Raw genomic sequence first — 22,655 nt, forward strand, 5'->3', positions numbered from 1 at the left:
TTCGGATCGGTCATGAGCGCAACCCGCTGCCGGGCCCGCGCATTCCTGCGTACGTTCGCGTCCCATGAACTCGCTCCTGCGCGGCACCGAGGCCGTCACCGTCCACCAGATCGCCCGGCCCGACGGGTTCCCCGCCTGCGAACACTTCCGGTTCGTCGAAACGCCCGTGCCCGAGCCGGTACGCGGGACGGCCTTGGTGGAGAACCTGTACTGGTCGGTCGACCCCTACCACCGCGAGATGATGGACGCCGAGTTCGCGCTGAACGCCCCGCTGGAGGGGCGCACGCTCGGCCGGGTCGTCGCCTCCCGCGACCCGGCGCTGGTCGAGGGCACGATGGTCTTCCATCGCCGGGGCTGGCGCACGCACGCGGTGGTTCGTCCCGACGAGGTGCAACCGCTTCCCGACCTGCCGGGGGTCCCGCTGTCCGCGCACCTGGGCCTGCTCGGCGGTACGGGGCTGACCGCGTACGTCGCCCTCACCCGGATCGCTCCGCTGCGCGAGGGCGACGACCTGTTCGTCTCCGGCGCGGCGGGCGCCGTCGGCACCGCCGTCGGCCGGTTCGCCCGGCTGTTGGGTGCGCGGCTGCTGGTGGGCAGCACGGGATCGGCGGCCAAGGCGCGGTATCTGACCGAGCGGGTCGGCTACGACCGGGCCTTCGACTACCGGGACGGTCCGGTTGCCGAACTGCTCGCGCGCGCCGCGCCGGAGGGCGTCGACGTGTTCGTCGACAACGTCGGCGGCGACCACCTGGCCGCCGCCGTCGGGGCGCTGCGCGAGCGCGGTCGGATCGTCCGGGTCGGCACGATCAGTCAGTACAACCGGCGGGATGCCCCGCCGGTGCGCTTCGACCACGCGGACTTCGTGGAGAAGAGCCTGCGTCTGGAGGGCTTCCTGGTCCGCGATCACGGCGACCTGCGGGACGAGTTGTACGACTTCGCGGTGCCGCACCTGCTCGCCGGAAGGCTGACGTCGGACGAGACGGTGGTGGTGGGCTTCGAACGGATCGTGGCGGCGTTCACGTCGATGCTGCGCGGCGGCAACACCGGGAAGATGATCATCAGAGCGACGGGCGCCTAGGCGAGGGTGATCGTGGTTCGCCGAGCCGCCCGCAGGCGTTCCGCCCTCGCGTGGCAGCCCCGCGGTGCGCCTGGACGCAAAAACCCGAACTCGGCTAGGTTTTCTTTCATGACCGGACCCGTGGAACCCGAGCGGCAGGCGCGGTTGGACAACATCCGTACGCCACGCGGCCGTTACGCGAAGGGCGTGGCCCGTCGCAACCAGATCCTGGAAGTGGCGCTGGACGTGTTCGCGACCCTCGGGGAAAAGGGCGCGCTGATCAAGGAGATCGCCGACCGCATGGGCATGTCCCAGGCCGGCGTCCTGCACTACTTCGGGTCCCGCGAGGGTCTGCTGATCTGGGTGCTCGGCGAACGCGACCGGGTGGCCGGCGAGAAGATCGCCTTGGACGCGTACGGCGACCCGCTCACCCGGATGGCCGACCTGCTGCGCCACAACGGCGACGTCCCCGGCCTGGTGCGCCTCTACGTGAGCATGGCCGCGGCGGCCGGCTTCCCCGGCCATCCGGCCCGCGACTTCTTCGAGGTCCGCTCCACCGACATCGTGGCCGGCCTGCGCGAGGGCCTCGCCGAGCTGCAACAGCGCGGCCGGGTCCGACCGGAGGTCGACGTCGACGCCATCGCCCGACTGGCCCTCGCCGCCGCGGACGGCATCCAGTACCAGTGGCTGATCGACCCCACCGTGGACATGGGCGCCGTCATCGACACCATCGTCGCCCTGGTGGTGGACGCACCTCCGCCGCCGGAGGCGGGGTAGTCGTCCGGCCCGGCGGTCACGGCGCGATCGCCGGGCCGGTCCGCGACCCGGCTTTTCTCCCATCGGCGTCGTGCTCGGGAGAGGAGCCCCGGTTTGCCGTGCGTCGGGCGGGCCGTGACGACTTGTCGGCGGTCGGGAAGCGATCCCCGTCCCGATGCGCGCCCAACAGGCGCGTAAACGGCTACGCGGCGACGACACACGTTTGCCCGCAGTCGCCGAGATCGCCCCAGCCGACGCCTACGGCGCATCGGGGAGCGACCGAGTTTCGGGAAGGGCGGCTCGCCGCCCGCCTGTTGGCCTACCGGCGGCACGGGGACAGCGTTGCTGCGGGGTTGGGCCCGCGCCGGCGCCCCACCGGCACCCGGGCCCGGAGTCCGAGGTGGGGCGGCCTGGCGGCGGCGGGTCAGGCGAAGTCGGCGACGTGGTCGGCGGCCCACCGGGCGTAGCCGCGCGGTGCGGCGCCGGTGAGTCGGGTCAACGCCGGGGTGATCTCGGGCCGGGTGTCCACGGTCGCCGCCATCAGGTCGAACAGGGCGTGCACGAAGTCGGCGTCCATGAAGGCGGCCAACTGTTCGCGCACCGGTCCGGCGTCGAGCTCCTCGAAGACGAGCGGTCGACCCAGCGCCGCGCCGAGCAGGCGCACCTGCTCGACCTGGGTGAGGGCCTCGGGCCCGGTCAGCAGGTAGGCGCACCCCGCGTGTCCGTCGGTGGTGAGGACCCGGACGGCGGCGTCGGCGACATCGCGTTCGTGGATCGGCGCGGTGGTCGCTGCCGCGTAGGGAGCGCGCACGACATCGCCCTGTGCCAACTGCATCGCGAAGGTGAGCGAGTTGATCGCGGGGAACATCAGCCGCAGGAAGGTGTGCGCGATCCCGGTGGCGGCGACCGCCTGCTCCACCCGGGCGTGGTAGGCGGCGATCACGTTCGGCTGTACGGGTGCCCCGTCCACGACGGCGCCGGACGACAGGAACACGATCCGGCGCACACCCGCCGCGCCGGCGGCGTCGAGCAACGCCTCCGGGGCCGTTCCGTACGGCAGCACCAGGAACAGCGCGGTCACGCCGTCGAACGCCGCGGTCAACGTGGCGGGATCGGCGAAGTCGCCGCGGACCACCTCGGCCTCCTCCGGCAGTGCGGCGCTCTCCGGCTTGCGGCTCAGCGCCCGCACCGGCAGCTTCGCCGCGGTCAGCGCCTCCACGGTCTGTCGGCCGAAGTGTCCGGTGGCTCCGGTGACCAGGATCATCGTCGTTCTCCTTCCGCTGCGGGCGAGGGCCTCGGATCCGGTCCTCGTCCCGCTCGAAGACGACGGTAAATGCCCAATAGGAACGCTGCGTTCCGCAATGCTTCGGGCATCCCGACCGGCGTCGGCCGGCTCGTTCCGCCGGGGAGCGGCCAAGGATGGCCCGACGACAGCGGTTGGTGGGGGCAAGACCCGCATCCGGACGAGATCGCGCCCTCGTACGTGTTCCTCGCGGCGGGTCGAGCGCGCTCATCCCCCTTCGCGTGCACATACCCGGGTTCGGTGGTCGGCGTTGGACGTCACCACGCAGGGGTGCCCCAACGCGCTGTTCTCGTCGACCAGGAACAGCGCGAGCTGCTCGCCGACCTCCAGCCCCAGATCGTGGTGGATCACCCCGTTCCAGGTGTGTGGCAACACGTCGCCGTCCACCGGCCAGTCGTGCAGATCCACCTCGACCTCGACCTCGTCGTCACGGTTGGGTACGACGACGATGGCCGGTGCGCCGATGATGTCCATCCTTCGAGTGTGGACCCGCGATCGAAAGCGTGAGCGCACACGCGCCGGCGTGTCGCGTCGCGAGAGCGTGGGTTCACTCGGCTGCGGAAGGCCACCGCGACACCGAGACCGGCTTCGACGGCGCGCGGGCGGCCAATGAACCGACCCACACGGAACGGAATTTCGCGTCCGGACAGCCGATCTGCAAACCGCCGCCGCCGCGTCGAGCCGAATCGGCCCCGGCACCGGGCTCGCAGTCGCGCATTGCTTGGGAGTGCCCCCATGGGGTTTCGTCAAGGGAGCGGGCGCACGGGTCCGCTCCGGTGGACCCGTGCGCACGGTCGATGCTCGATGTGGTCGGGGCTCGATCGGCCCGGGGTGGCGCGAGACGTCGGCCGCTCGGGCCGGTGTCGATCAGGTGCCGAGAAGGTCCAGCAGGTCGTCGGCGTGTTCCTCCTCTTCCTCCAGGATCGACTCGATCATGCGTCGGGTGGTGGGATCGCGGTCGCCGAGCCAGCGGGCGATCTCCTGGTAGGTGGAGATGACGATGCGTTCGGCGAGCAGGTTCTGTTCGAGCATGGCCTTCAGGTCGGTGTCCGCGGCGGTCGAGTACTCGGTGTGCGAGCGTTCGTGCAGCGTGGTCGGATCGAAGTCCGGATCCCCGCCGAGTTGGGAGATGCGCTCCGCGGCCCGGAGCCCGTGCTGCATCTCCTCGGCGGCGTGCTCGGTGAACTCCGCCGCCACCTGGGCCCGGTCGATGCCCGCGGCCGAGATGGCGTGCCGGGTATAGCGCAGCCAACACACGATCTCGGTGGCGACCACGTCGTTGAGCACGTCGATCACCCGGCCGGTGTCCAGTCCGTACGTCGAGGTGACCGCGCCCTCGCCCATCTTCTGCCGTGCCTGCTCCCGGATCCTGGTCACATCCAGAACGAAGTCGTCGCTCATGCCCGCTGCCTCTCGCCTCACACCGTCGGCGCCGATCGCCGCCCAACCCCACTGCCTCGAACGCCGGGCACCCACACTCGAACGTAGGTGCGGAATTCGAATGGGCCGGGTCGATCCGGCTGCCGACGTCGGCTCGTGATCGAGCGGCGCGTCGGACGTCTCCATTGAAGTCCCACCGAGCTCCCGCTTCGAACTCCCGTGCGCACCCCGCCCCAGGGTGCTGTCGGCCGGGGTTCGTAGGCTTCGGCCGGCAGCAGGTTCGATCGGAAACGGAACAGACCCTCATGAGTGTGTGGAACCATCTCGGCGAACTGGGCGGGCTCCCGGTGCACGAGTTCCTGGCCGTCGACGACATCGACGGCTTCGACAAGGACGACGAGGAGCAGCTCGCGGAACTCGTCGCCTCCGCGCCGGAGCCCGGAGCGGTCGCCTGGAAGATCGCCACCCACTTCGAGGCCGAGCTCGAATTCGCGGACGTGTTCGCGCTGTTCCTCGACACGGTCGACACCACGCGGGTACGGGCGCTGGTCATCGGCTACTGGGCCACCGACATCCTGGAGGGCGAGAACGCCATCATCCGGGTGTTGTGCGAGCACGCCGACCGATTCCCGGCGCTACGCCATCTGTTCGTCGGCGACATCATCGGCGAGGAGCACGAAGTCTCGTGGATCCCACCCGAGGACATCACGCCGCTCCTGGACGCCTTTCCGCACCTGGAGGAACTGGGCTACCGGTTCGGTCAGGATCAGCAGCCGGCTTCCGGATTCGCACTGCGCCCGACGCGGCACGAGCGACTGCGCAAGCTCGTCCTGCAGACCGGCGGCATGCCCGCGCGGGTGCCCCGGGCCGTCGCGGCGTGCGAGTTTCCCGCACTCGAGTACCTCGACCTGTGGCTCGGGGTGCCGATGTACGGAGGCGACGCGAGCGCGGCCGACCTGGCCGACCTCCTGGACGGCACCCGGCATCCCGAGCTGCGGCACCTCGGCCTGATGAACAGCGCGATCCAGGACGAGGTCGCCGCGGCGGTCGCCGCCTCCCCCGTCCTCGCGCGGCTGCGCTCGCTCGACCTGTCCATGGGCACGCTCTCCGACACCGGCGCGGACGCGCTGCTCGCCGGCCGGCCGCTCACCCATCTCGAACGCCTGACCGTGCATCACCACTTCCTCGGCGCGGACGCCGCCGCGCGCCTGCGCGCGGCCCTCGAACCGGCCGGAGTCGCCGTCCTCCTGTCCGAGCCGAGCACGCCGTGGAGCGGGGCGGAGACCCCCGAGGAGGGCAGGTACACCGAGGTCGCCGAATAGCCGGATCCGGACGCGGTGCCGCCCGGTGGGCCGAACGACGGGCCTACCGGGCGGCACGATCGGGCGGGTCGGCTACCGGAGTCGACTGTCCGCGGGTCGGCTCAGCAGGCGCCGAGGTCCACCCACACCCCCCATTGGCCGGTGGTTCCGGGGACTTCGCCCTGGGTCCACCACTTGGCGCGGTAGGTGTGGCCTTGATAGGAGACCACACTGCCATTGGTGTAGACCGAATTCGCGTTCCACGCGGGCGCGTTGCACCCGGGTCCGCCGCTGCCGACGGTCAGCGTGTATTGCGCGGTATGGGTGGCGGTACCGGTCGCGGTGACCGTCACCGTGTACGTACCCGGAGTCGCCGTCGAACTCGCCGAGAACTTCAGCGACGAGTTGGCACCCGACTGGATGGTGCCCGGAGTGAACTCCGCGGTCACCCCGCTGGGCAGGGTCGAGGTGGTCAGGGTGAGCGACTGCGCCGACCCGCTGGTGGTCGTGGTGTTCACCGCGGTGGTGACGTCGCCGCCGAGCGCCACGTTGCCCGAGGTCGGGTTCAGTGCGAGCGAGAAGTCGGGGTCGCCCGGATTCGAGGTGCAGGTCGGGTCGTTCGGCTGGGCCGGCAGGCTGACCGCGTCCCAGGCGGCCTTGGTCTTGGCGAACAGGGCGCAGGTCGGGTCGAGGGTCTTGGCCGAGTTCAGCGTGACCGTGCGGTACTTCTTGTAGGTCATACCGCTGGTCTTGAGCAGCATGCCGCCGTAGAAGATCTTGCCGGCCTGCTGGATGCCGACCCCGGTGAGGGTGGTGTTGTTGCAGGTCGGGCTGGCGGGCTTGCCGCCGCCGGGGTTGGTGCCCTCGGCCAGCAGGTAGAACCAGTGGTTCAACGGCCCGGCCGCCTTGTGCACCTCGGTGCTGGGGATGGACGAGCTGTAGCAGTCCGGGTCGCCGTTGGTGGAGGGCTTGTACATGTAGCGGATCGGGCCCTGGCCGACCAGGTTCACCGTCTCGCCGACGGTGTAGTCGGGGACGTCGTACGGCGAGGGCTCGTTCGTGTAAGCCTCGGTCAGTGCGCCGAAGATGTCGCCGGTGCCTTCACCGAGTCCGGCTTCGGTGCTGGTGCCGCCGGGGGTGTTCTGGTCGATGCCGTGGCCGAATTCGTGGCCGATCACGTCCATCGACGCGATCCACTGGTTCGACTGGTTGTGGCCGATCGTGATGGTCGAGCCGTCCCAGTAGGCGTTGAGCTCGTTGAGGCCGACCTTGACCGGCCAGCTCCCGCCGTTGCCGTTGTGCCCGTTGCGCCCCAGCCAGGTGCCCAGCATGTCCCATTCCTTCTGCGCCGCCCACATGGCGTCGACGCAGCCGGTCTCCTTGCTCGTCGCCTGGCCGTTGCCCCACGAGTCGGTGGACTTCGTGAAGACCTGGCCGGTGCTGTAGTCGGCGCAGGACAGGCCGGGACGGGTGGTGTCGCGCAGGGTGTAGGAGCCGCTGGTCTGGATGGTCAGCGGGTTCGGGCCGTTCCACTGGCTGTTGCCGGTGCCGGCCTTGACGTCGTCGGTGGTGTCGAGCACCGCTCCGGTGCTCGCGTCGACGAACACGTGCAGCCTGCTGGGCGCGGTCGCGGTACGACCCGCCACCACCGTCTCCCAGGCCAGCGCGCTGTTGCCGTCCTTGACCCGGACGACCAGGCGGTGCGACTCGACCTTGTCCACGACCGCGAGTTGGGCCTTGGAGGTGGTCTCGGCGGCGCCGGCCGACACGGTCGGCTGGGTGGTGACCGCGATCTGCGCGTTGGTGGCGGCCTGGGTCGCGCGGACCCGGCCCTTTCCGTCGGCCAGGACGACCGCGTCCCCGCCGATGACCGGGAGGCCGCGGTAGGTGCGCTGGTACGCGACCGAGTACAGGTCGTCGACCCAGGGCGTGACGAGTTGGCGTTCGTACTGCTCGTTCGGGCCCTTGGCGAGGGCGTCCAGGCCGCCGGCGGCCGCCCGGTCGGCAGCGGATACCGCGATTGCCTGGGGGTTTGCGGGGGGAGGGGAGGGGTCGGCACCGGCCGGGGACGCGCCGGTCGCGCCGATGGCCAGTCCGGCGATCAGGGCCAGGACGGTCCCGGCCGTGGTCGTTCCGCGGTTCATCGAGACTCCTTGGGTGGGGGAGGCTCGACCACGTCGCCGGCCTGCGCCGCGTACGCCTTGTGAGTGACGCGGGTGACCGTGCAGGCCGGCTTGTGTCCGAGCGAGCGAAACACTCACACGGGGGCGGGGAGCCGGTGAAGGCGTCGGCGGGATCCGGCTAGTTCTGGCAAATCGGCGCCCGTCTTCGGCGTCGTATTCCGTCCGGAGGCTGTTCTTGCGTTATAGGCAAGGTGACATGTCTGAGCGGCAGGATGGGGTTAGCGTTGCGCGCATCGGACGCCGCCGAGACGTGCGGGGAGAGGAATCCATGAGCCTGAACCAGTCGCCGCAGGCGGACGCCGGACCGGCCGGTGTCCCCGAGAAGAGCGAGCCGGACGCGCGGCAGCGCCGGACGATCCTGATCGCCGTGTGCGTCGCTCTGATGGCGGTGATCGCCTCGGTCTCCGGGCTCAACGTCGCCCAGCCCGAGTTGGCCGTCGAGTTCGACGCCTCGCAGAGCACCATCCTGTGGATGATCAACGTCTACACGCTGAGCCTGGCCGCGCTCCTGCTGCCGCTCGGCGCCGTCGGCGACCGCCTCGGCCGCAAGCCCATGCTGGTGGCCGGCCTGATCGTGTTCGGCCTCGCCAGTGCCGCGGCCGGACTGGCGCCCTCGTCCGAGGTGATGCTCGCCGCGCGTGTGGTGGCCGGCATCGGCGCGGCGATGATCATGCCGATCACCCTCGCCGTGATCACCGCCACCTTCCCCGAGGGGGAACGCGGCCGGGCGATCGGCGTGTGGACCGGGGTCGCCGGCGGCGGCGGCATCCTGGGCATGTTCCTCTCCGCCGCCCTGGTCGACGTGGCGAACTGGCGTTGGTTGTTCGTACTGCCCGTCGTCCTGGTCGTCGTCGCCCTGGTCATGGCGGTGCGCTCGGTGCCGGACTCCCGGGAGACCTCCCGGCACTCCTTCGACGGCGTCGGCGCGCTGACCTCCGTCGCCGCCGTGGTCGGCCTCGTCCTCTTCCTGCAGGAGGGACCCGAGCGCGGTTGGGGCGAGCCCGCGACCGTGATCGCGCTCGTCGTCGGTGTCGCCGCCGCGATCGCCTTCGTGGTCTGGGAACTGCGGCGCCGCGACGCCGCGCTGCTGGACGTGCGCCTGTTCCGTGAGCGGGGCCTGGCCGGCGGCTCGATCACGCTCCTGGCCGTCTTCGGCGTCCAGGCCGGCATCTTCGTCGTGCTCTTTCCCTTCCTTCAGGTCGTGCTGGGCTGGTCCGGACTGCTGTCCACGGTGGCGCTGATGCCGATGGCCGTGTTGATGATGGCGTCCTCCGGACTGGCCCCCGCGCTTGCCGAGCGGATCGGCCCGAGGGCGACCATGGCCATCGGAATCGCCCTGGCCGGCCTCGGCCTCGCGCTGATGGCGGCGATCGTCTCGGTGGACGGCGGATACCTGTCCGTGCTTCCCGGCATGCTCGCCATGGGCACCGGCATGGGCCTGTCGATGACCCCCTCCACCGAGGCGATCACCGGCGCCCTGCCCCGCGAACGCCAGGGCGTGGCGTCCGCCGTCAACGACGTCACCCGCGAATTCGGCACCGCGCTCGGCGTCGCGCTGCTCGGGGCGCTGTTGTCCGCCGGCTACCGAAGCGCCATCGACACCCGACTCGACGGCATCCCCCGGGACCGGGCCGACACCGCCCGCGAAGGCGTCGCCAACGCGATCGACGCCGCCCACACGGCCGGCCCGCAGGCCCGGGAACTGGTCCGCGCCGCCGAGGAGTCCTTCGTCGACGGATGGCAACAGGCCATGTGGGCAGGTGTGATCGTGATGGGCGTCCTGTTCCTGTACATCCTCGTCCGAGGGCCGCAGCGGCCGGTCCGCACCGACGCCGAGCCGGAACCGGCCGACACCGTCGCCGAGCCGAAACCGGTCGACACCGTCGCCGAGTAGGTCCGGTCCGGTGGACCCTGCCGGGGCTGCGCGGGCGGGCGTTCGGAAACCCGGGTGCGGGGGTTCGACGGGTTCTGGGATCATGCCTGATGGCCCACACTCTCGAAGCCCTGGTTGTCCGACACGCCCACCGCGTTCCGCTCCCCGCCGGGCCCACCGGACAAGGCGACGTCGCGGCAAGGCAGTTCGACGCCGCGCTGATGTCGGTGGGCTTCAAGCTGTCGGGAGATCTGCTGGAGCGCCTGTCGGGGCTGGCCGAGGAGAGGGTCGTCGAGATCGCCGCACGCACGTTGCCCACGGTCCGGGCAATGGTCGGCGACCACGTCCGACACAACAGCTACTTCATCGACTTCCCGCTCAACGTGCCGAACACCTTCGACTTCTGGACCCGGTGCATCGTCGAGGCGCTCGCCGACGACACGTCGCGCGAGCGCACCCTGGCCCAGCTCGCCACCGGCGTGGTCGACCTGCTGACGCTGCCCTCCTACGGCAACTACCGGCACACGTACACCGAGTTGCTCGCCGCCCACGACGAGCTGATCGCCGCCGCGAGCGACCGCACCACGGTCCTGCACTCGGGCGCCGACCCGCAGCACGAGATCACCGCCCTCTACCTGGCCCTGGCGGGCAGCACCACCCCCCTGGGCGAGGAGAGCCTGCGCGATCTCGCCGCGCTGGCCGGGCACTGCGTCGACGGCCCCCAGCCCGAGGCGATCCCGATCCGGGAGAACCGCGCCGTCGTCAACCGGGCCCGCCTCGACGTCGGCGCGGACCTGCTGGTGGACACCGTCACCGACGTGTTGCGCCTGGCCTGCGCGCTCGCGGGCGGCGACGTGACACTCGTGGTACCGACCCGATTCCGGGGGTTGTCGCGTCCCGTGCGCCGGGCCCTGCTCGCCGGCCTCGACGCCGTCGTCGCGGCGGCCCCGGCCAAACTCGCCGACGTCGGCGCGCACCGCGAGGCGTTCAAGCGCCTCGGTGAGCGACTGCACCCGCACGAGTATCCGCAATGGCCGCATGCCGCCGACGTGTTCGCGGTCGCCCGGGGCGAGTTCCGGGCCCCGACCCTGGACAGCCGGGTCGAGCAACTGCTCGGCGCGCACGACGTCGTCGGGGCGACGCGGCTGCTGACGGCCGCCCCCGGCAAGCTGTTCCGCGCCCTGGACCGGCTGTTGCGCGCGGCCGGCACCCAGGCGGAGCGCGACGTCGTCGTGGCCGCCGCGGCACAGGTCGCCGAACAGGTCTCCGGGCGAGTGTTGTTGTCGGTGCGCGAACACTTCCACAACCGCACCGACGACACCGCGCCCGGCCGCGTCTTCGTCAACCGGCTCGGCCGCGCGTGGGCCGCCGAGGACACCCGGGCTCCGGTGCAACCGGCCGAGCGCAAGCGCCTGATCACCGCCCTGGACGCCGAGACACAGCGGCGGCTCCCGGCCGCCGGGCACCTGCTCGTCGACCCCGACATCCTCGACGTCGCGCTCCCGCTCAGCGGCAAGGCGACGGCCGCCGGGCTCGGCGTGCTGCCCCGCGGCTCGGTCTCGCCCGTGGACGGCGAACTGCTGCGGTTCTTCGCGTACTGGAAGCAGACGCAGGAGTGCACCGACTACGACCTCTCCGCGCTGATGCTGGACGACGAGTACGAGACGGTCTGTTGGCTGTCGTACACCGCCCTCACCGAGATCGGCGGCACCCACTCCGGCGACATCACCGACGCGCCGGACGGTGCCTCGGAGTTCATCGACCTGCGGCTGGACGCGGTCCGCGGCACCTACATCGTGCCGCAGGTCCACATCTACTCGGGCGAGAGCTTCGAGCAGGTCGAGGAGTCGTTCTTCGGCTTCATGCTGCGCGACGCCGAGCAGCAGGGTCGCCCCTTCGAGCCGCGTACCGTACGGATGAAGTCGGACCTGCGCGGACCGGGCCGGGTCGCGCTGCCCCTGACCTTCGTGCGCGGGAGCGACGGGCGGTGGCACGCCAGGTGGTTGCACCTGTATCTCCAGGGCGGCCCGAGCACCAATCGGGTCGAGGGACATCGGGTGACGACCGCGATGTTGATGCGCGCCATGCTGGAGCGGCAACACCTCACCGTCGGACACCTCGTCGACCTGATGGCCGATCGGGCCACGGCCACCACGCTGTGGGACGGCGAGAGGATCCCGGACGGACCCGTCACCTACCTGGGCCTGTCCCGCCCGGACGGCCTGCACCCCGGCTCGCGGATCTTCACCCCGGAAAACCTGCGCGACCTGATCCCCGGCTGACTGCTAACGTTGACCGCGGCGAGGCCATGAACGGACTTCCTTCTCATTCCTGAACTAGTCCGTTCGCTTTCCTCGCCCTCGACCACGAGGCCGGGCTGCCCATGGGCACCCCGGCCTCGTCGTGTCCGCGGGCCGGCCGGCGCACCGCCCGCGAAGGCGAACTCGGCGCCGCCGACGAGCCCGTCCCGGTCCCCGCCGTCGAGGCGACGGCGGTTTCGGCGCGACGCCGCCTGCTCCGGACGGGCGAGGGACGCCGGGGGCCGCGTGCGGTGCGGTCCTCGGACAGGAGGCCGGCGAGGGAGGCGGCGACGGCCGCGAGGGTGGGGAGCAGCAGCAGGGCGAAGCGGAGTCCGAGGTGGCCGGCCAGGAAGCCGATCAGGGGCGGGCCGGCGAGGAAGGCGAGATAGCCGGTCGTGGAGACGGTGGCGACCGCGGGACCGGGGGAATCCGGATACTGCCGGCCGACGCCGCCCACCACGAGCGGGAACGAGGACGCGATGCCCAGGCCGACGGCCGCGAACGCGGGGACCACGAGCCACGGGTATGGCACCGCGATCGCCGCGGCGGCGGCGACCCCGGTCACCAGCGCGCCGAAGCGGACGACCCGCACCGGCCCCAAGCGCGCGGCCACCCGGTCACCGGCGAGCCGACCGAGCGTCATGGCCAGCGCGAACACCGTGTAGCCCGCGCCCGACACACCCGGCCCGGCGTGTACCGAATCCGCCAGATACACGGTGCCCCAGTCGGTGACCGCGCCCTCGATCAGCAGGACGCACAGTCCGAGCAGGCTGAGCCGGCACAGGCGCCCCCGCAGTCCCGGCCGAGTCCGGGCGGTGGATCCGGGCCGCGGCTCGGACCCGTGCCGGCCGACCGGGCGCAGCGCCGCGACGGCCGGCACCGCGGCGATCAGCGCCGCGGCGGCGGTGACCGTGAACTGGGTGCCCGGGCGCACGCCGCCCGCCGCCGCGACCGTGCCGAGCAGCGCGCCGGTGAGCGCGCCCGCGCTGTACAGGCCGTGGAACGAGGCCATCCGCGGGCGTTCCGCGCCGCGTTCGCCGTCGACGGCATGGGTGTTCATGGCCACGTCGAGGGTGCCGACGGCGGCGCCGAGGACCGCGAGGGCGAGGGTGAGTTCGACCAGGGTGTCGGCGAGAGCGAGCAGGGCGATCGCCGACGCGTAGACCGGCAGCGCGATCCGGATCACGACGCGGCTCCCGAATCGGCCGACCAGCCTGCCCGCCGCCGGCATCGCCGGCACCGATCCGAGCGCGACGCCGAGCAGGGCGATGCCCAGTTGCCCGTCCGACAGGTGCAGATCGGCCTTGACCTGCGGGATGCGTGGTGCCCAACCGGCCAGGACCATGCCGTTGAGGAAGAACACGGCGTACAGTCCGCGCCGGCCGACCCGCTCTCGGTGTCGTCGGGGCGACTCGCGGCGGGTGCCGGATGCGGCTGGTCGGATGCGCACGACTGTCGTTCTCCCTTCTCACGCGCGGACAGCGTTGTTCGGGTGGGAGATCGTCCGCCTTCTCGACGACCTCGGCCGCGCTACTGCGGGGCGGGCGGGGCGCCGGCGGGCGTGATCCAGGGCAGCGCGAGGTCGGTCGGTGTCGTCGGCGGATGGGCCCGGGCGACGGTGAACGCCTCCGCGTACGCGACGCCCACCTCTCGGCCGCGCAGGGCGGCCTGGCGCCGGGCGAGGTCCACGAAGTCGTGGCCGCCGCGCCGGCGGCGCCGGTCGTTTTGACTCACGTGTCGCGACACCATGGCTTCCTTGGTCGGCATGGTCGCGGTGATGTCCACCCACAGGTCCGGGGTACCCGCGTTCGCGCCGGTCAACGTATCCATCCGGAACAACGCCGGGACCGTGTCGAGGGCGGCGTGCCCGGTCTCGATGCCGGGCTCGCGCGCCGACAGCCGCGCGGCGCTCGCGAGGGCGCCCGCCGCCCGGTGGTCGGGGTGGTAGTCGTCCGGGTGGTGCGCGAACAGCACGTCGGGGCGGGTTCGGCGCAGCACGTCCACGACGAGCAGGCGGGTCTCGGGGGTGTCGTACAGGAAGCCGTCCGGCAGGCCGAGCATGATCCGGTCGGCGCCCAGCACGGACGCCGCCTCGCGGGCCTCGCGGGCCCGGGTGCGGGCGATCGGGGTCGGGGCGGCGGGCGTGGTCGGGGCCCCGGGGGCGCCGTTGGTGAGAATGGCGATGGTCACGTGGGCGCCCCGGGCCCGGTAGTGGGCGAGGGTGCCGGCGCACAACAACTCGATGTCGTCGGGGTGGGCGCCGAGGGCGAGGATGCGCATGGTGATCGATCCTTGGGGTCGGAGTGGATGTGTGGGCGTCGGCTCGGGGTCGGTGTGGCCCGGGAGGGGTGTCTCGGCTCTCGCCTCGGATGTCACCCCGGCTCGCGCCTCGGGTCCCGGCTCGGGTCTCCGCCCGGGTCCGTCCTCGGCTTCCTCCTCGGGTCCTACGCGAGACCGGAGAGGATCCGGGCGAAGCCCAACACGCCGCTGTCGGTGAGGAAGTGTCCGCGCACGTGCCGGCGTCCGTTGTCGCCCAACTCCCGGGCGTACGCCGGGTCGGCGAGCAGTCGGTCGATGCCGGCGCCGAGCCCCGGCAGATCGCGCGGGTGCGCCAACAGCAGTCCGGAGCGGCCGTGTCGGATCTGCTGTCGGATGCCGCCCACCGGCGAGGCGATCACCGGCCGCCCCTTCCAGGCGGCCTCGGACACGGTCAGCCCGAAGCCCTCCGCGAGGCTCTTCTGGAGCACCACGGTCGAGCAGCGCTGGATGGCGTTGATGGTCAGCGCGTGCTCGGTCGGATGATCCGTGGGGATCTCCACCAGGTGCACCCGCGCCGACCGGTCCCGCCGACGCTCGCGGGCCGCACGGCACTCGGCGAGTACCTGTTCGGCCTGCGCGTCGCCGGCCGCCCGCGGTCCCGCGAGCAGCAGGTGGGCGCCGAAGTCCGGATCGACGTGGTCGGTGAACGCCTCGATCACGCCCGGGATGTCCTTGACCCGGTCCCAGCGGCTCACCTGCGTGACCAGCGGTGCGCCCGGAGGCAACGGCTCTGCGGTGTGCCCGAGTTGCCGCGGAAGGTGCTGCGGCGGATCGGCGAAGCCGGAGCCGGCCGCCGGGTCCGCGGGGCGGTGCCCCGACTCCGGGAAGACCTCCAGCCGCGCCAGCAACCGCGACGCCTCCTCGGTGGGATGCAGCGGCACGTTCTTCGGTGACAGCGGATTGATCGAGGGCGACAGGATGTGCACCGGCACGTCGGGCAGCCCGGCGGGCAGTGCTCCGTCGTAGGACGCCAGGAAGCCGTGCGCGGCGGACAGATATCGACGCAGGAAATGCCAGGCGGGACCGGCCGGTTCGGGGTCGAGCGGGGTGCCGACGTGGCATTGCCACAACACCGTGCAGCCGGCTTCGCGCAGGTACGGGATCAGGCCCGCCGTCTGGTGGTCGTGCAGTACGACCACGCTGCGTCGGCCGACGACGCCGAGCAGGCGTTGCGCGGCGGCGCCCGTCATGCGCTCGTACAGGGACCGGCCGGCTTCCGGGTCGGGCGGGTCCCGGTGGGTGTGGGCGGCCACCCCGCACATCCGGTAGTAGAGCGCCTTGGTCAGGGCGCGGAACGCCCGGCTGCCCTCGATCGTGGCCCACCGGGTGTCGATGCCCTCACCGCGCAGGTGGGGCAGGGTGGTCCGGAGCAGCTCGGCGACCCCGCCGCGGGTCGGATTGTCGCTGACGTGCCAGACCTCGCGCCCGTCCAGGTGCTCGCGGGCCTCGCGCAGTGCGCCGCGCACCTCGGCGAGCCGGGTCGCCCCGATCAGGTGTTCGAGGCGGGACATCGGGGTCGCCGGCAGTTCGACCTCGGGCAGCGGCGAGGTCGGCGCGGGCGGGTGGTGCGGCGCGCGGGGCCGGATCGGGCGGGTCGTGGCCGTATCGGCGCTGCCGGTGGAACGCGCGACGGGGCGGGGGAGGAACGGCCCGTACCGGGTGCGGATCATGGTGGTCGCCTTGCTGTGCGTGGAGCGGGAACGGCGGTGGCGCCGCGGCACGGCATCCGTCGGTCCGGGTCTCGAACCCGGATTCACTTCCGGATGCGGATCCGAGCCTTGCTGCCGGCCCGGATCGCAGCGCCTGCCATTCACCATCGATCCCGCGCTGTCCCGGGCGCCTGAGCCGGCGGTCCCCGACCGGTCCCGCGTCCGCCCCGACGCGCCGGACCGCTTCCCGCCCCGCCGGTCACCCGTCCGGTGTGTCGTCGGGGGCGACGCTGTCGGCGAAGGCCCTGGCCAACGGGGTGAGGTCGTCCCAGCGCCGGACGGCCCAGCCCACCGGCAGGCGCGGCAGGTCGGGGATGGGCAGGAAACGCACCGGGCCGGTCCCGCCGGCGGTGCGCCGATCGGGCAGCGCGGGTACCACGGCGTGCCCGAGGCCGAGTTCGGCCAGCAGGATGGCGGTGTCCCAGTCGGCGATTCCGGCGTCGGACGTGACGTGGATGCCCAGCTTCGCGAAGGCCGTGTCGAGGTGGGCCCGCGAGGAGGAGTCCTCCGGCAGCCTGATGTGCCGGACGTCGCCGAGGTCGGCGGCCTCGATGTGGGTGCGGTCGGCGAGCGGATCGTCGGCGCGGACGGCCAGCACCCAGGGCAGTTCGGCGACGCGGCGCTGTTGGATGCCGGGCATCGGGCCGCCGATGGTGATCCAGGCGAGGTCGAGGGTGTTGGAGGCGAGCGCGTCGAAGCAACTGCGGCTGGAGGTCTCGGTGCGAAACTCCAGGCCGGCCCGGGGATAGCGGTTGCGGAAGGCGACGACGGCCTCGGACATGAAGTGCCGCACGGTGGTGGCACCGGTGGTGATGCGTACGGATCCGGCCTCGCCACGCGCCAGTTCGTCGAGGCGACGAAGAGCCAGGTCCAGGCCGGCGATGCCGTCGGCCGCCGCCGCTCGGAGCAGGCGACCCGCCGCGGTGGGGGCCACGCCGCGGGGGTGGCGTTCCAGCAGTTGTACCTTCGTCTCCCGCTCCAGCCGCTTCACATGCTGGCTTACCGCCGACTGCGTACAGGACAGGTCCCGGGCGACGGCGCTCAGGCTGCCGGCCCGGCACACCGCCACGAAGACACGGAGATCATCGAGAGTCATGGACCAAAGGTAGAGCTTGGGTAGTTGGCAGAAAAGCCGAGGATTGACTTGGGGGATGCCCGGTTCGATGATCGAACCGGGCGGCAACCTGCCCGCATCCAGGTGCCCCCGTCCGGACGGGTGTGGCCCGGTGCGGCAGGTGTCGACCCTCGACCGCAACCGAGAGGAACCGTCCGTGCCTGCTCCGACTCCGTTCAACGACCCCGCCGTTGCCGACGCCGCCCCCGACCCACGCCCGTGGACGGTGGCGGTGCTGGGCCCGGGAGGGGTGGGCGGGCTGCTCGCCGCCGTGTCGGCACGGGCCGGCCACCGGGTGATCTGTATCGCGGGGGAGGCGACCGCGCACGCCCTGCGGACCGATGGCATTCGGGTGCACAGCGGGCAGTTCGGCGACTTCACCGCCCGGGTCGAGGCGGACACCGAACTGCGCGAATCCGTCGATCTGTGCCTGATCGCGGTCAAGCACACCGTGTTGCCCGCCGCACTGGAACGCATACCGCCACGGGCGCTCGGTAACGGCCTGATCGTGCCGCTGCTCAACGGCATCGAGCACCCGTCCCTGCTGCGCGACCACTACGGCGCACGAAACGTGGCACCGGGCGTGATCCGGGTCGAGTCCACGCGCACCGCGCCGGGCGTCATCGAACACGGCAGCCCGTTCACCGAGATCGACCTGGCCGGCCCCCCGGAGCGACTCGACCCGGTGGCGGCCATGCTCACCAACGCCGGCGTACGCACCCGGACGGTGGCGGACGAGGCCGCCGTCCTATGGGCGAAACTGGCCTTCCTGGCGCCCTTCGCCCTGCTCACCACCCGCTACGGGCTCACCATCGGCGAAGTGCGGACCGGGCGACGCGCGGAACTGGTCGCGCTCGTCGAGGAAGCCGCCGCGGTGAGCGGCGCCTGCGGTGTCCCGGTCGATCCCGCGCGATCCCTGGCGTTGTACGACGCGTTCCCCGCGCACACCAAGTCGTCCATGCAACGCGACGCGGAGGCGGGCCGTGCCACCGAACTCGACGCGATCGGCGGCGCACTGCTGCGGGCCGCCGGCCGGCACGGTACGCCGGTGCCCGTCGCGATCAGGCTGGTCGCCGAACTGACGACCGGCTGAGGGAGGTTTCCTCCCGGGCGGTCGAACTCCCGCCTTGATTCGGGGCGTCCCGAATCGTTCGGACCACCCGCCGACGATCGGTGACGTCGATCGCCTGCACGTCGTGCCCCCTGCGGGCCGCGACGTGTGTCCGCCGGGCCGTGTCCGGCCGTCACCGGGCCGGACGCCGGACGCCGAGCGGGGTCAGGCCGTCACCGCCCCGGCCACGTCCAGGAGTTCGGGCACCGTGCCGGTGAATTCCGCGAGCAGCGCGAGGGCCACCGCCCACGCCTCGACGCGGTCCCCGAGCCTGGATCGCGCGCCCAGGGCCGTCCGCAGATCGGCCATGCGGGTGTCGGGGGTGTCCCGGAACACCTCCAGCGCCCGGTACGCGGGCGTCACCCGGTCCAGGATCGGGGCGGCCCGCAGCAGGCCGGTCGCGAAGGCGATCCCGACCTCGCGTTCGAAGTGGGCACCGGTGGCCATTTGGGCGAACAGCGCGCGCCGGGCGTGCGCGGGCCGCACCAGGGAGCCCAACGGACGCCGGAATCGGGGTACGCGCGGCAGCAGTTCGTCGGGGCAACCCGGTTGGTGGGCCAGCGTCGTCCGGACCTGCGCGTCGCGGTCCATGGCGCGGACCGCGACGGTGATCCGCGCCCAGTCCAGCGCTCCGCGCGGCGCCGAAAGTGCCAGGGTCGGGTCGCCGGAACCCGACTTGACGCACAGGCGTGCCACCACGGCCGAGGCGCTCGTCTCGTGGTCGAGCGCGTGCGTGAGCAGGGCCGCGTCGGTGGGTTCCGCGAGGGCCCGCCGGACCACCTCGGGCAGTTGCGGGTCGTCCGGGAACGGCGGTACGGCGGCCCGGGCCGCAGCGGCGGCCGCCGGCCCGGCCGTACGCAGCAGACTCAGGCAACCGCGCAACAACACCGCCGGCGCGCCGTGCCGGTTGTAGGCGAACTCCAGACGGGCGAGCGCGGCGGCGACCAGCGCGGGATCGTCGGACTCCACCAACGGGTAGACGCGGAGCTGTAGATCCCATCCCGCGCGCAGGGGACGCCGGACCGGTTTCGCCCGCAGGTGCTCGCCGACCGGAACCCTGGGCAGGGCCGCGAGCTTGGCCTCGCGGGACGCGTCCGCGTTGCCGAACACCGCGGTCGCGACCCGGGGATCGGCGTCGGTGGCCAGCCGCAGGAGCAGGTCCGGTCCGATCGCCCGGTTCGCCGCGAGCATGGCCCGATCCGCGCCGTCGCCCCGGTCGACGACATGCCTGAGCACCGCGTCACCCGGCAACCGCCACTCCCCGAACACCGCCGCGCGGGTCCCGGCGGGCAGGCGGTCGAGGATGTCGCCCAGCAGGTGTGCGGGCGCCTGGTCGAGCAACAGCGCGTGTGGATCCACGGGCCTCACCGAAGCACACGGGGGGCATGCGATCAAGGCGGCCGCCGCCGGGTCGTGGGAGGTCCCGGCGGCCTCCCGTCGCGGTGCGGCCGGCGATTCTATGGGGCGTCACACGTGGCGAGGATCGGTCGGGGCGACGAATCCGTACCCGGCTCCTCGTCCGGTCGGCCAATGCCCGCCGTGTGCCGCGTTCGTAGGGTCGGGCACGTTCACACCAGGCATCCGCGCGCCCCCCGCACACCCGCCCGACCGGGCCGAGTTCCCTGCAATCGCCCGCGCCTACCCACCGTCCATGGCCCAACTCCCGCATCACACACCGGACTTCGGCTGTGAGCCTCGGGAAGTCCGGGCCGGACCACGGGTCGACCGGCCGCGGTGCGTCGGAACGACGGTGCTGCAACCACCCACGATCGGGCGGGTGTCGGACACGGCTGCGGATCGATCTCCGGAGACGAACGTGACCAGAACGTCAGCGATCCGAACGAGTCCCCACCATCCCGACGAGCCCACCTCCCGCCGCGACGGTGCCCCGTACCGTCGCCGCGCCATGGCCGCGGGCCTGGCCCTGGTCGCGTGCCTCACCGCGACCTTCGGCAGCGCGTCGGCCGCCGGGGCCACCGACGCCGCGGACTCGGACGGCATCGCGAAGTCCGGTGCCGGGCTGGATCGTTACCTCCATCAGCGGCTCGACTGGGGCAGTTGTGTGCTGGGTCCGGACGACGCGTCGGGCCGCGCCCTGGAGCAGGCGGGCGCGCGCTGTGCGGACGTGACGGTCCCGCTCGACTACGCCAACCCGCGGGGCCGTACGATCACCGTCGCGATATCGCGGATCAAGGCCACCGACCGGCGCCACCGCATCGGTGCGCTGCTGAGCAACCCCGGTGGTCCGGGCGGGGCCGGGATCGGTATGACGCCGGAGCTGCGGACCGCGATGAAGGAGGTCGGCGCGCGCTACGACGTGATCGGCATGGACCCGCGTTTCGTCGGCCGCAGCACACCACTGGACTGCGGATGGCCGCTCGGCACCAACCTCTTCGCGGCCGGCCTGACCCGGGCGAGCTTCGAGCGCCAGGTGGCGTTGCAGAAGGACCTGGCCGACCGCTGTCGGGCCGGCAACGCGGCGGTGTTGCCGTTCGTCAGCACCCGCAACACGGCTCGCGACATGGACGTCATCCGAGCCGCCCTCGGCGAGCGGAAGATCTCCTACTTCGGCTACTCGTACGGCACTTACCTGGGCACCGTCTACACCCAGATGTTCCCCGGCCGCTACGACCGGATCGTCCTCGACGGGGCGCTCGACCCCAACCGCTACAGTTCCCGGGCGTTGCAGGGGACCGAGGGCGAGAACGAGCACGCGCTGGCCGCGTGGGCCGACTGGGCCGCGCTGCGGAACGGCACCTACGGACTCGGCGCCACGCGCGCCGACGTGTTCGCCACGATCGACCGGCTCGTCGAGACGTCCGCGCGCACTCCGCTGACCGTCGGCACCGCGCCCGAGGTCTACCGGCTCGACGACACCCGGGTACCGTTCCTGCTCCTGGTCGGGGACGCCGACGACACCGACGCCGCGCGGGCGAACCTCGCCGACATGCTGGCCACGCTGGTCAAGGCCGCGGCCGGACAACCGGCCCCGCTGTCACCCGAGTTCGCCGGGTTGTTGCGGGTCATGTTGACTGCCGAGGGCTCGCCCACCGGCAGCGTGCAATCCGCGATCATGTGCGGTGACGTGCCCGTTTCGCACGATCTCGAACAGTACTGGCGGGACATCGAAGGCAGCCGTGCGGCCCACCCGCTGTTCGGCCCGATGACGAACAACATCGTGCCGTGCGCCTTCTGGGACAACCCGCGTGAACAGCCCACCCGGGTGCGGCGCGACGTCCCGATGCTCATCGTGGCCGCCACCGGCGACCCGCGTACCCCCTACGTCGGCAGCGTCGCCCTGCACGGCCTGCTGCCCAGTTCCAGGCTGCTCACCCTCCAGGGCGCCAACCGGCACGCCGTCTACGGCCTCTACGGCAACTCCTGCGTGGACGACAGGGTCAACGCCTACCTCGCCACGGGCCGGCTGCCCGGCACCGACCAGACCTGCGTGAAGTAGCCCGAGGGGCACCGAAACCGTCGACCGGGACCGGGGTGAGCGGTCACCCCGGCTCCCGGTCGGCCGGTGCGGCGGTGAGGTAGCGGGTGAGCATGGCGACGAGTTCGTTCTCGAACCTGGGGATGTCGATGGGGTCGGGTGCGGCGATGAGATGGTGGACGACACGTTCGACCGTGGAGACCACGAGCCGGGCCGCGGTCTCGGTGTCGTCGACCCGAACCTCGGGGTGTTGGTCGAGCAACTCCCGCAGGTAGGTGCTCCGTTCCCGTTCCAGGCGGTCCATGCGCTCCGACAACCGGGGCGACTGTGGCACCTGTTCGGCCATGATCCGGAGCAACTGTGTGTCGCCCAGGTGGTTCCCGATCGCGACCCGGACGAAGACGCGGATGATCTCCTCGATGGAGTCGGGCAGTTCCTCGTCCTGCCGCTGCCGCATCGCGGCCGCGCCCAGATCGAGGTGGCGGTTCACCAGTTCGAGCAGGATCGCGTCCTTGTTCGGGTAGTACTGATACAGCGAACCGATCGAGATCCGGGCCTGCTCCGCGATCCGGTTGGTGGTGCCGGCGGCGTAGCCGTACTCGGCGAAAACGTGAGTAGCCGCCGCGAGGATGCGCTGCCTGGTGAGCTCGGCCCGCACCTGACGTGGCTGTTTACGTGGCTGAAGCCGGCGTCCGTCCGACGTCACGACACCTCCCGGCGAGCGGTCCGAACGCGAGTAGCGCAGGACGCGAACAATTGCTCACAATAGTGCCCCGACCTGCTTCGGAGCGGCAAGCGAGGGGGCTCGCTGCC

Annotated in this window: 17 protein-coding genes; 7 read left to right on the forward strand and 10 right to left on the reverse strand. The window is 72.0% G+C overall.

Translation table 11 applies throughout. From position 1 onward, the window contains the following. The first annotated feature begins 64 nt into the window (after positions 1-64). A complete protein-coding gene (locus ACH4U8_RS08765) occupies positions 65-1,078 on the forward strand; it encodes a zinc-binding dehydrogenase (RefSeq protein WP_395776341.1) in 1,014 nt (337 codons plus the stop codon). A gap of 108 nt (positions 1,079-1,186) precedes the next feature. Next, the gene (locus ACH4U8_RS08770; protein WP_360323995.1) at positions 1,187-1,834 is read left to right on the forward strand and encodes a TetR/AcrR family transcriptional regulator; all 648 of its coding nucleotides are present in this window, start codon (positions 1,187-1,189) and stop codon (positions 1,832-1,834) included. A 403-nt stretch (positions 1,835-2,237) separates the two neighbouring features. Here the strand turns inward: ACH4U8_RS08770 and ACH4U8_RS08775 are convergent, their stop codons facing one another. The 3 genes from ACH4U8_RS08775 to ACH4U8_RS08785 form a co-directional block, all read right to left on the reverse strand. After that, a complete protein-coding gene (locus tag ACH4U8_RS08775; protein ID WP_395776343.1) occupies positions 2,238-3,077 on the reverse strand; it encodes an SDR family oxidoreductase in 840 nt (279 codons plus the stop codon). Between the two features lie 246 nt (positions 3,078-3,323). After that, on the reverse strand, positions 3,324-3,590 hold the full coding sequence (locus ACH4U8_RS08780) for a hypothetical protein (RefSeq protein WP_360323999.1): 267 nt from the start codon (positions 3,588-3,590) through the stop codon (positions 3,324-3,326). Positions 3,591-3,983: 393 nt separating this feature from the next. Further along, positions 3,984-4,517 carry a ferritin-like domain-containing protein gene (locus tag ACH4U8_RS08785; protein WP_360324001.1) on the reverse strand — a complete coding sequence of 178 codons (534 nt, stop codon included), beginning with the start codon at positions 4,515-4,517 and terminating at the stop codon, positions 3,984-3,986. Positions 4,518-4,801: 284 nt separating this feature from the next. On the opposite strand from ACH4U8_RS08785, the gene ACH4U8_RS08790 reads away from it, so the two are divergent. Further along, positions 4,802-5,818, forward strand: coding sequence for an STM4015 family protein (locus tag ACH4U8_RS08790; RefSeq protein WP_395776345.1), 1,017 nt, complete (start codon positions 4,802-4,804; stop codon positions 5,816-5,818). A 101-nt stretch (positions 5,819-5,919) separates the two neighbouring features. Here the strand turns inward: ACH4U8_RS08790 and ACH4U8_RS08795 are convergent, their stop codons facing one another. After that, complete coding sequence (locus ACH4U8_RS08795; protein WP_395776347.1) at positions 5,920-7,941, reverse strand: M4 family metallopeptidase; 2,022 nt, start codon at positions 7,939-7,941, stop codon at positions 5,920-5,922. A gap of 307 nt (positions 7,942-8,248) precedes the next feature. Between ACH4U8_RS08795 and ACH4U8_RS08800 the strand changes: the two genes are divergently transcribed. Both ACH4U8_RS08800 and ACH4U8_RS08805 read left to right on the forward strand, forming a co-directional pair. Continuing rightward, positions 8,249-9,874: an MFS transporter gene (locus ACH4U8_RS08800; RefSeq protein ID WP_395776349.1), complete on the forward strand. Its 1,626-nt coding sequence runs from the start codon at positions 8,249-8,251 to the stop codon at positions 9,872-9,874. Between the two features lie 89 nt (positions 9,875-9,963). Beyond that, positions 9,964-12,135 (forward strand): hypothetical protein, encoded by a 2,172-nt coding sequence (locus ACH4U8_RS08805; RefSeq protein ID WP_395776351.1) that lies wholly within the window; start codon positions 9,964-9,966, stop codon positions 12,133-12,135. Between the two features lie 43 nt (positions 12,136-12,178). Here the strand turns inward: ACH4U8_RS08805 and ACH4U8_RS08810 are convergent, their stop codons facing one another. The 4 genes from ACH4U8_RS08810 to ACH4U8_RS08825 all read right to left on the reverse strand — a co-directional run bounded on the left by ACH4U8_RS08810 (position 12,179) and on the right by ACH4U8_RS08825 (position 17,277). Continuing rightward, positions 12,179-13,603 (reverse strand): MFS transporter, encoded by a 1,425-nt coding sequence (locus tag ACH4U8_RS08810; RefSeq protein WP_395776353.1) that lies wholly within the window; start codon positions 13,601-13,603, stop codon positions 12,179-12,181. Between the two features lie 80 nt (positions 13,604-13,683). Next, entirely contained in the window at positions 13,684-14,433 is a 750-nt protein-coding gene (locus ACH4U8_RS08815; RefSeq protein ID WP_395776355.1) for a PIG-L deacetylase family protein, read from the reverse strand. 164 nt (positions 14,434-14,597) lie between these two features. Further along, positions 14,598-16,142, reverse strand: a complete 1,545-nt coding sequence (locus ACH4U8_RS08820; protein ID WP_395776357.1) for a glycosyltransferase — start codon at positions 16,140-16,142, stop codon at positions 14,598-14,600. A 238-nt stretch (positions 16,143-16,380) separates the two neighbouring features. After that, the gene (locus tag ACH4U8_RS08825; RefSeq protein WP_395776359.1) at positions 16,381-17,277 is read right to left on the reverse strand and encodes a LysR family transcriptional regulator; all 897 of its coding nucleotides are present in this window, start codon (positions 17,275-17,277) and stop codon (positions 16,381-16,383) included. A 244-nt stretch (positions 17,278-17,521) separates the two neighbouring features. Between ACH4U8_RS08825 and ACH4U8_RS08830 the strand changes: the two genes are divergently transcribed. After that, positions 17,522-18,388, forward strand: a complete 867-nt coding sequence (locus ACH4U8_RS08830) for a ketopantoate reductase family protein (RefSeq protein ID WP_395776987.1) — start codon at positions 17,522-17,524, stop codon at positions 18,386-18,388. Between the two features lie 183 nt (positions 18,389-18,571). Here ACH4U8_RS08830 and ACH4U8_RS08835 read toward each other — a convergent pair whose 3' ends face one another. Beyond that, positions 18,572-19,765, reverse strand: a complete 1,194-nt coding sequence (locus ACH4U8_RS08835; RefSeq protein WP_395776361.1) for a hypothetical protein — start codon at positions 19,763-19,765, stop codon at positions 18,572-18,574. Positions 19,766-20,312: 547 nt separating this feature from the next. Between ACH4U8_RS08835 and ACH4U8_RS08840 the strand changes: the two genes are divergently transcribed. Beyond that, on the forward strand, positions 20,313-21,863 hold the full coding sequence (locus ACH4U8_RS08840; protein WP_395776989.1) for an alpha/beta hydrolase: 1,551 nt from the start codon (positions 20,313-20,315) through the stop codon (positions 21,861-21,863). A 43-nt stretch (positions 21,864-21,906) separates the two neighbouring features. Here ACH4U8_RS08840 and ACH4U8_RS08845 read toward each other — a convergent pair whose 3' ends face one another. Beyond that, positions 21,907-22,548 carry a TetR/AcrR family transcriptional regulator gene (locus tag ACH4U8_RS08845; RefSeq protein ID WP_395776363.1) on the reverse strand — a complete coding sequence of 214 codons (642 nt, stop codon included), beginning with the start codon at positions 22,546-22,548 and terminating at the stop codon, positions 21,907-21,909. Positions 22,549-22,655: the final 107 nt, after the last annotated feature.

This window comes from Embleya sp. NPDC020886 (genome assembly GCF_044333915.1).
Lineage (GTDB): Bacteria > Actinomycetota > Actinomycetes > Streptomycetales > Streptomycetaceae > Embleya.

Excerpts from the sequence above, each read along its gene's own strand:
- ACH4U8_RS08790 (WP_395776345.1), top strand. The coding sequence starts at position 4,802 with ATGAGTGTGTGGAACCATCTCGGCGAACTGGGCGGGCTCCCGGTGCAC.
- ACH4U8_RS08770 (WP_360323995.1), top strand. The coding sequence starts at position 1,187 with ATGACCGGACCCGTGGAACCCGAGCGGCAGGCGCGGTTGGACAACATC.
- ACH4U8_RS08825 (WP_395776359.1), bottom strand. The coding sequence starts at position 17,277 with ATGACTCTCGATGATCTCCGTGTCTTCGTGGCGGTGTGCCGGGCCGGC.
- ACH4U8_RS08800 (WP_395776349.1), top strand. The coding sequence starts at position 8,249 with ATGAGCCTGAACCAGTCGCCGCAGGCGGACGCCGGACCGGCCGGTGTC.
- ACH4U8_RS08805 (WP_395776351.1), top strand. The coding sequence starts at position 9,964 with ATGGCCCACACTCTCGAAGCCCTGGTTGTCCGACACGCCCACCGCGTT.
- ACH4U8_RS08780 (WP_360323999.1), bottom strand. The coding sequence starts at position 3,590 with ATGGACATCATCGGCGCACCGGCCATCGTCGTCGTACCCAACCGTGAC.
- ACH4U8_RS08815 (WP_395776355.1), bottom strand. The coding sequence starts at position 14,433 with ATGCGCATCCTCGCCCTCGGCGCCCACCCCGACGACATCGAGTTGTTG.
- ACH4U8_RS08785 (WP_360324001.1), bottom strand. The coding sequence starts at position 4,517 with ATGAGCGACGACTTCGTTCTGGATGTGACCAGGATCCGGGAGCAGGCA.
- ACH4U8_RS08795 (WP_395776347.1), bottom strand. The coding sequence starts at position 7,941 with ATGAACCGCGGAACGACCACGGCCGGGACCGTCCTGGCCCTGATCGCC.
- ACH4U8_RS08765 (WP_395776341.1), top strand. The coding sequence starts at position 65 with ATGAACTCGCTCCTGCGCGGCACCGAGGCCGTCACCGTCCACCAGATC.
- ACH4U8_RS08840 (WP_395776989.1), top strand. The coding sequence starts at position 20,313 with ATGGCCGCGGGCCTGGCCCTGGTCGCGTGCCTCACCGCGACCTTCGGC.
- ACH4U8_RS08775 (WP_395776343.1), bottom strand. The coding sequence starts at position 3,077 with ATGATCCTGGTCACCGGAGCCACCGGACACTTCGGCCGACAGACCGTG.
- ACH4U8_RS08820 (WP_395776357.1), bottom strand. The coding sequence starts at position 16,142 with ATGATCCGCACCCGGTACGGGCCGTTCCTCCCCCGCCCCGTCGCGCGT.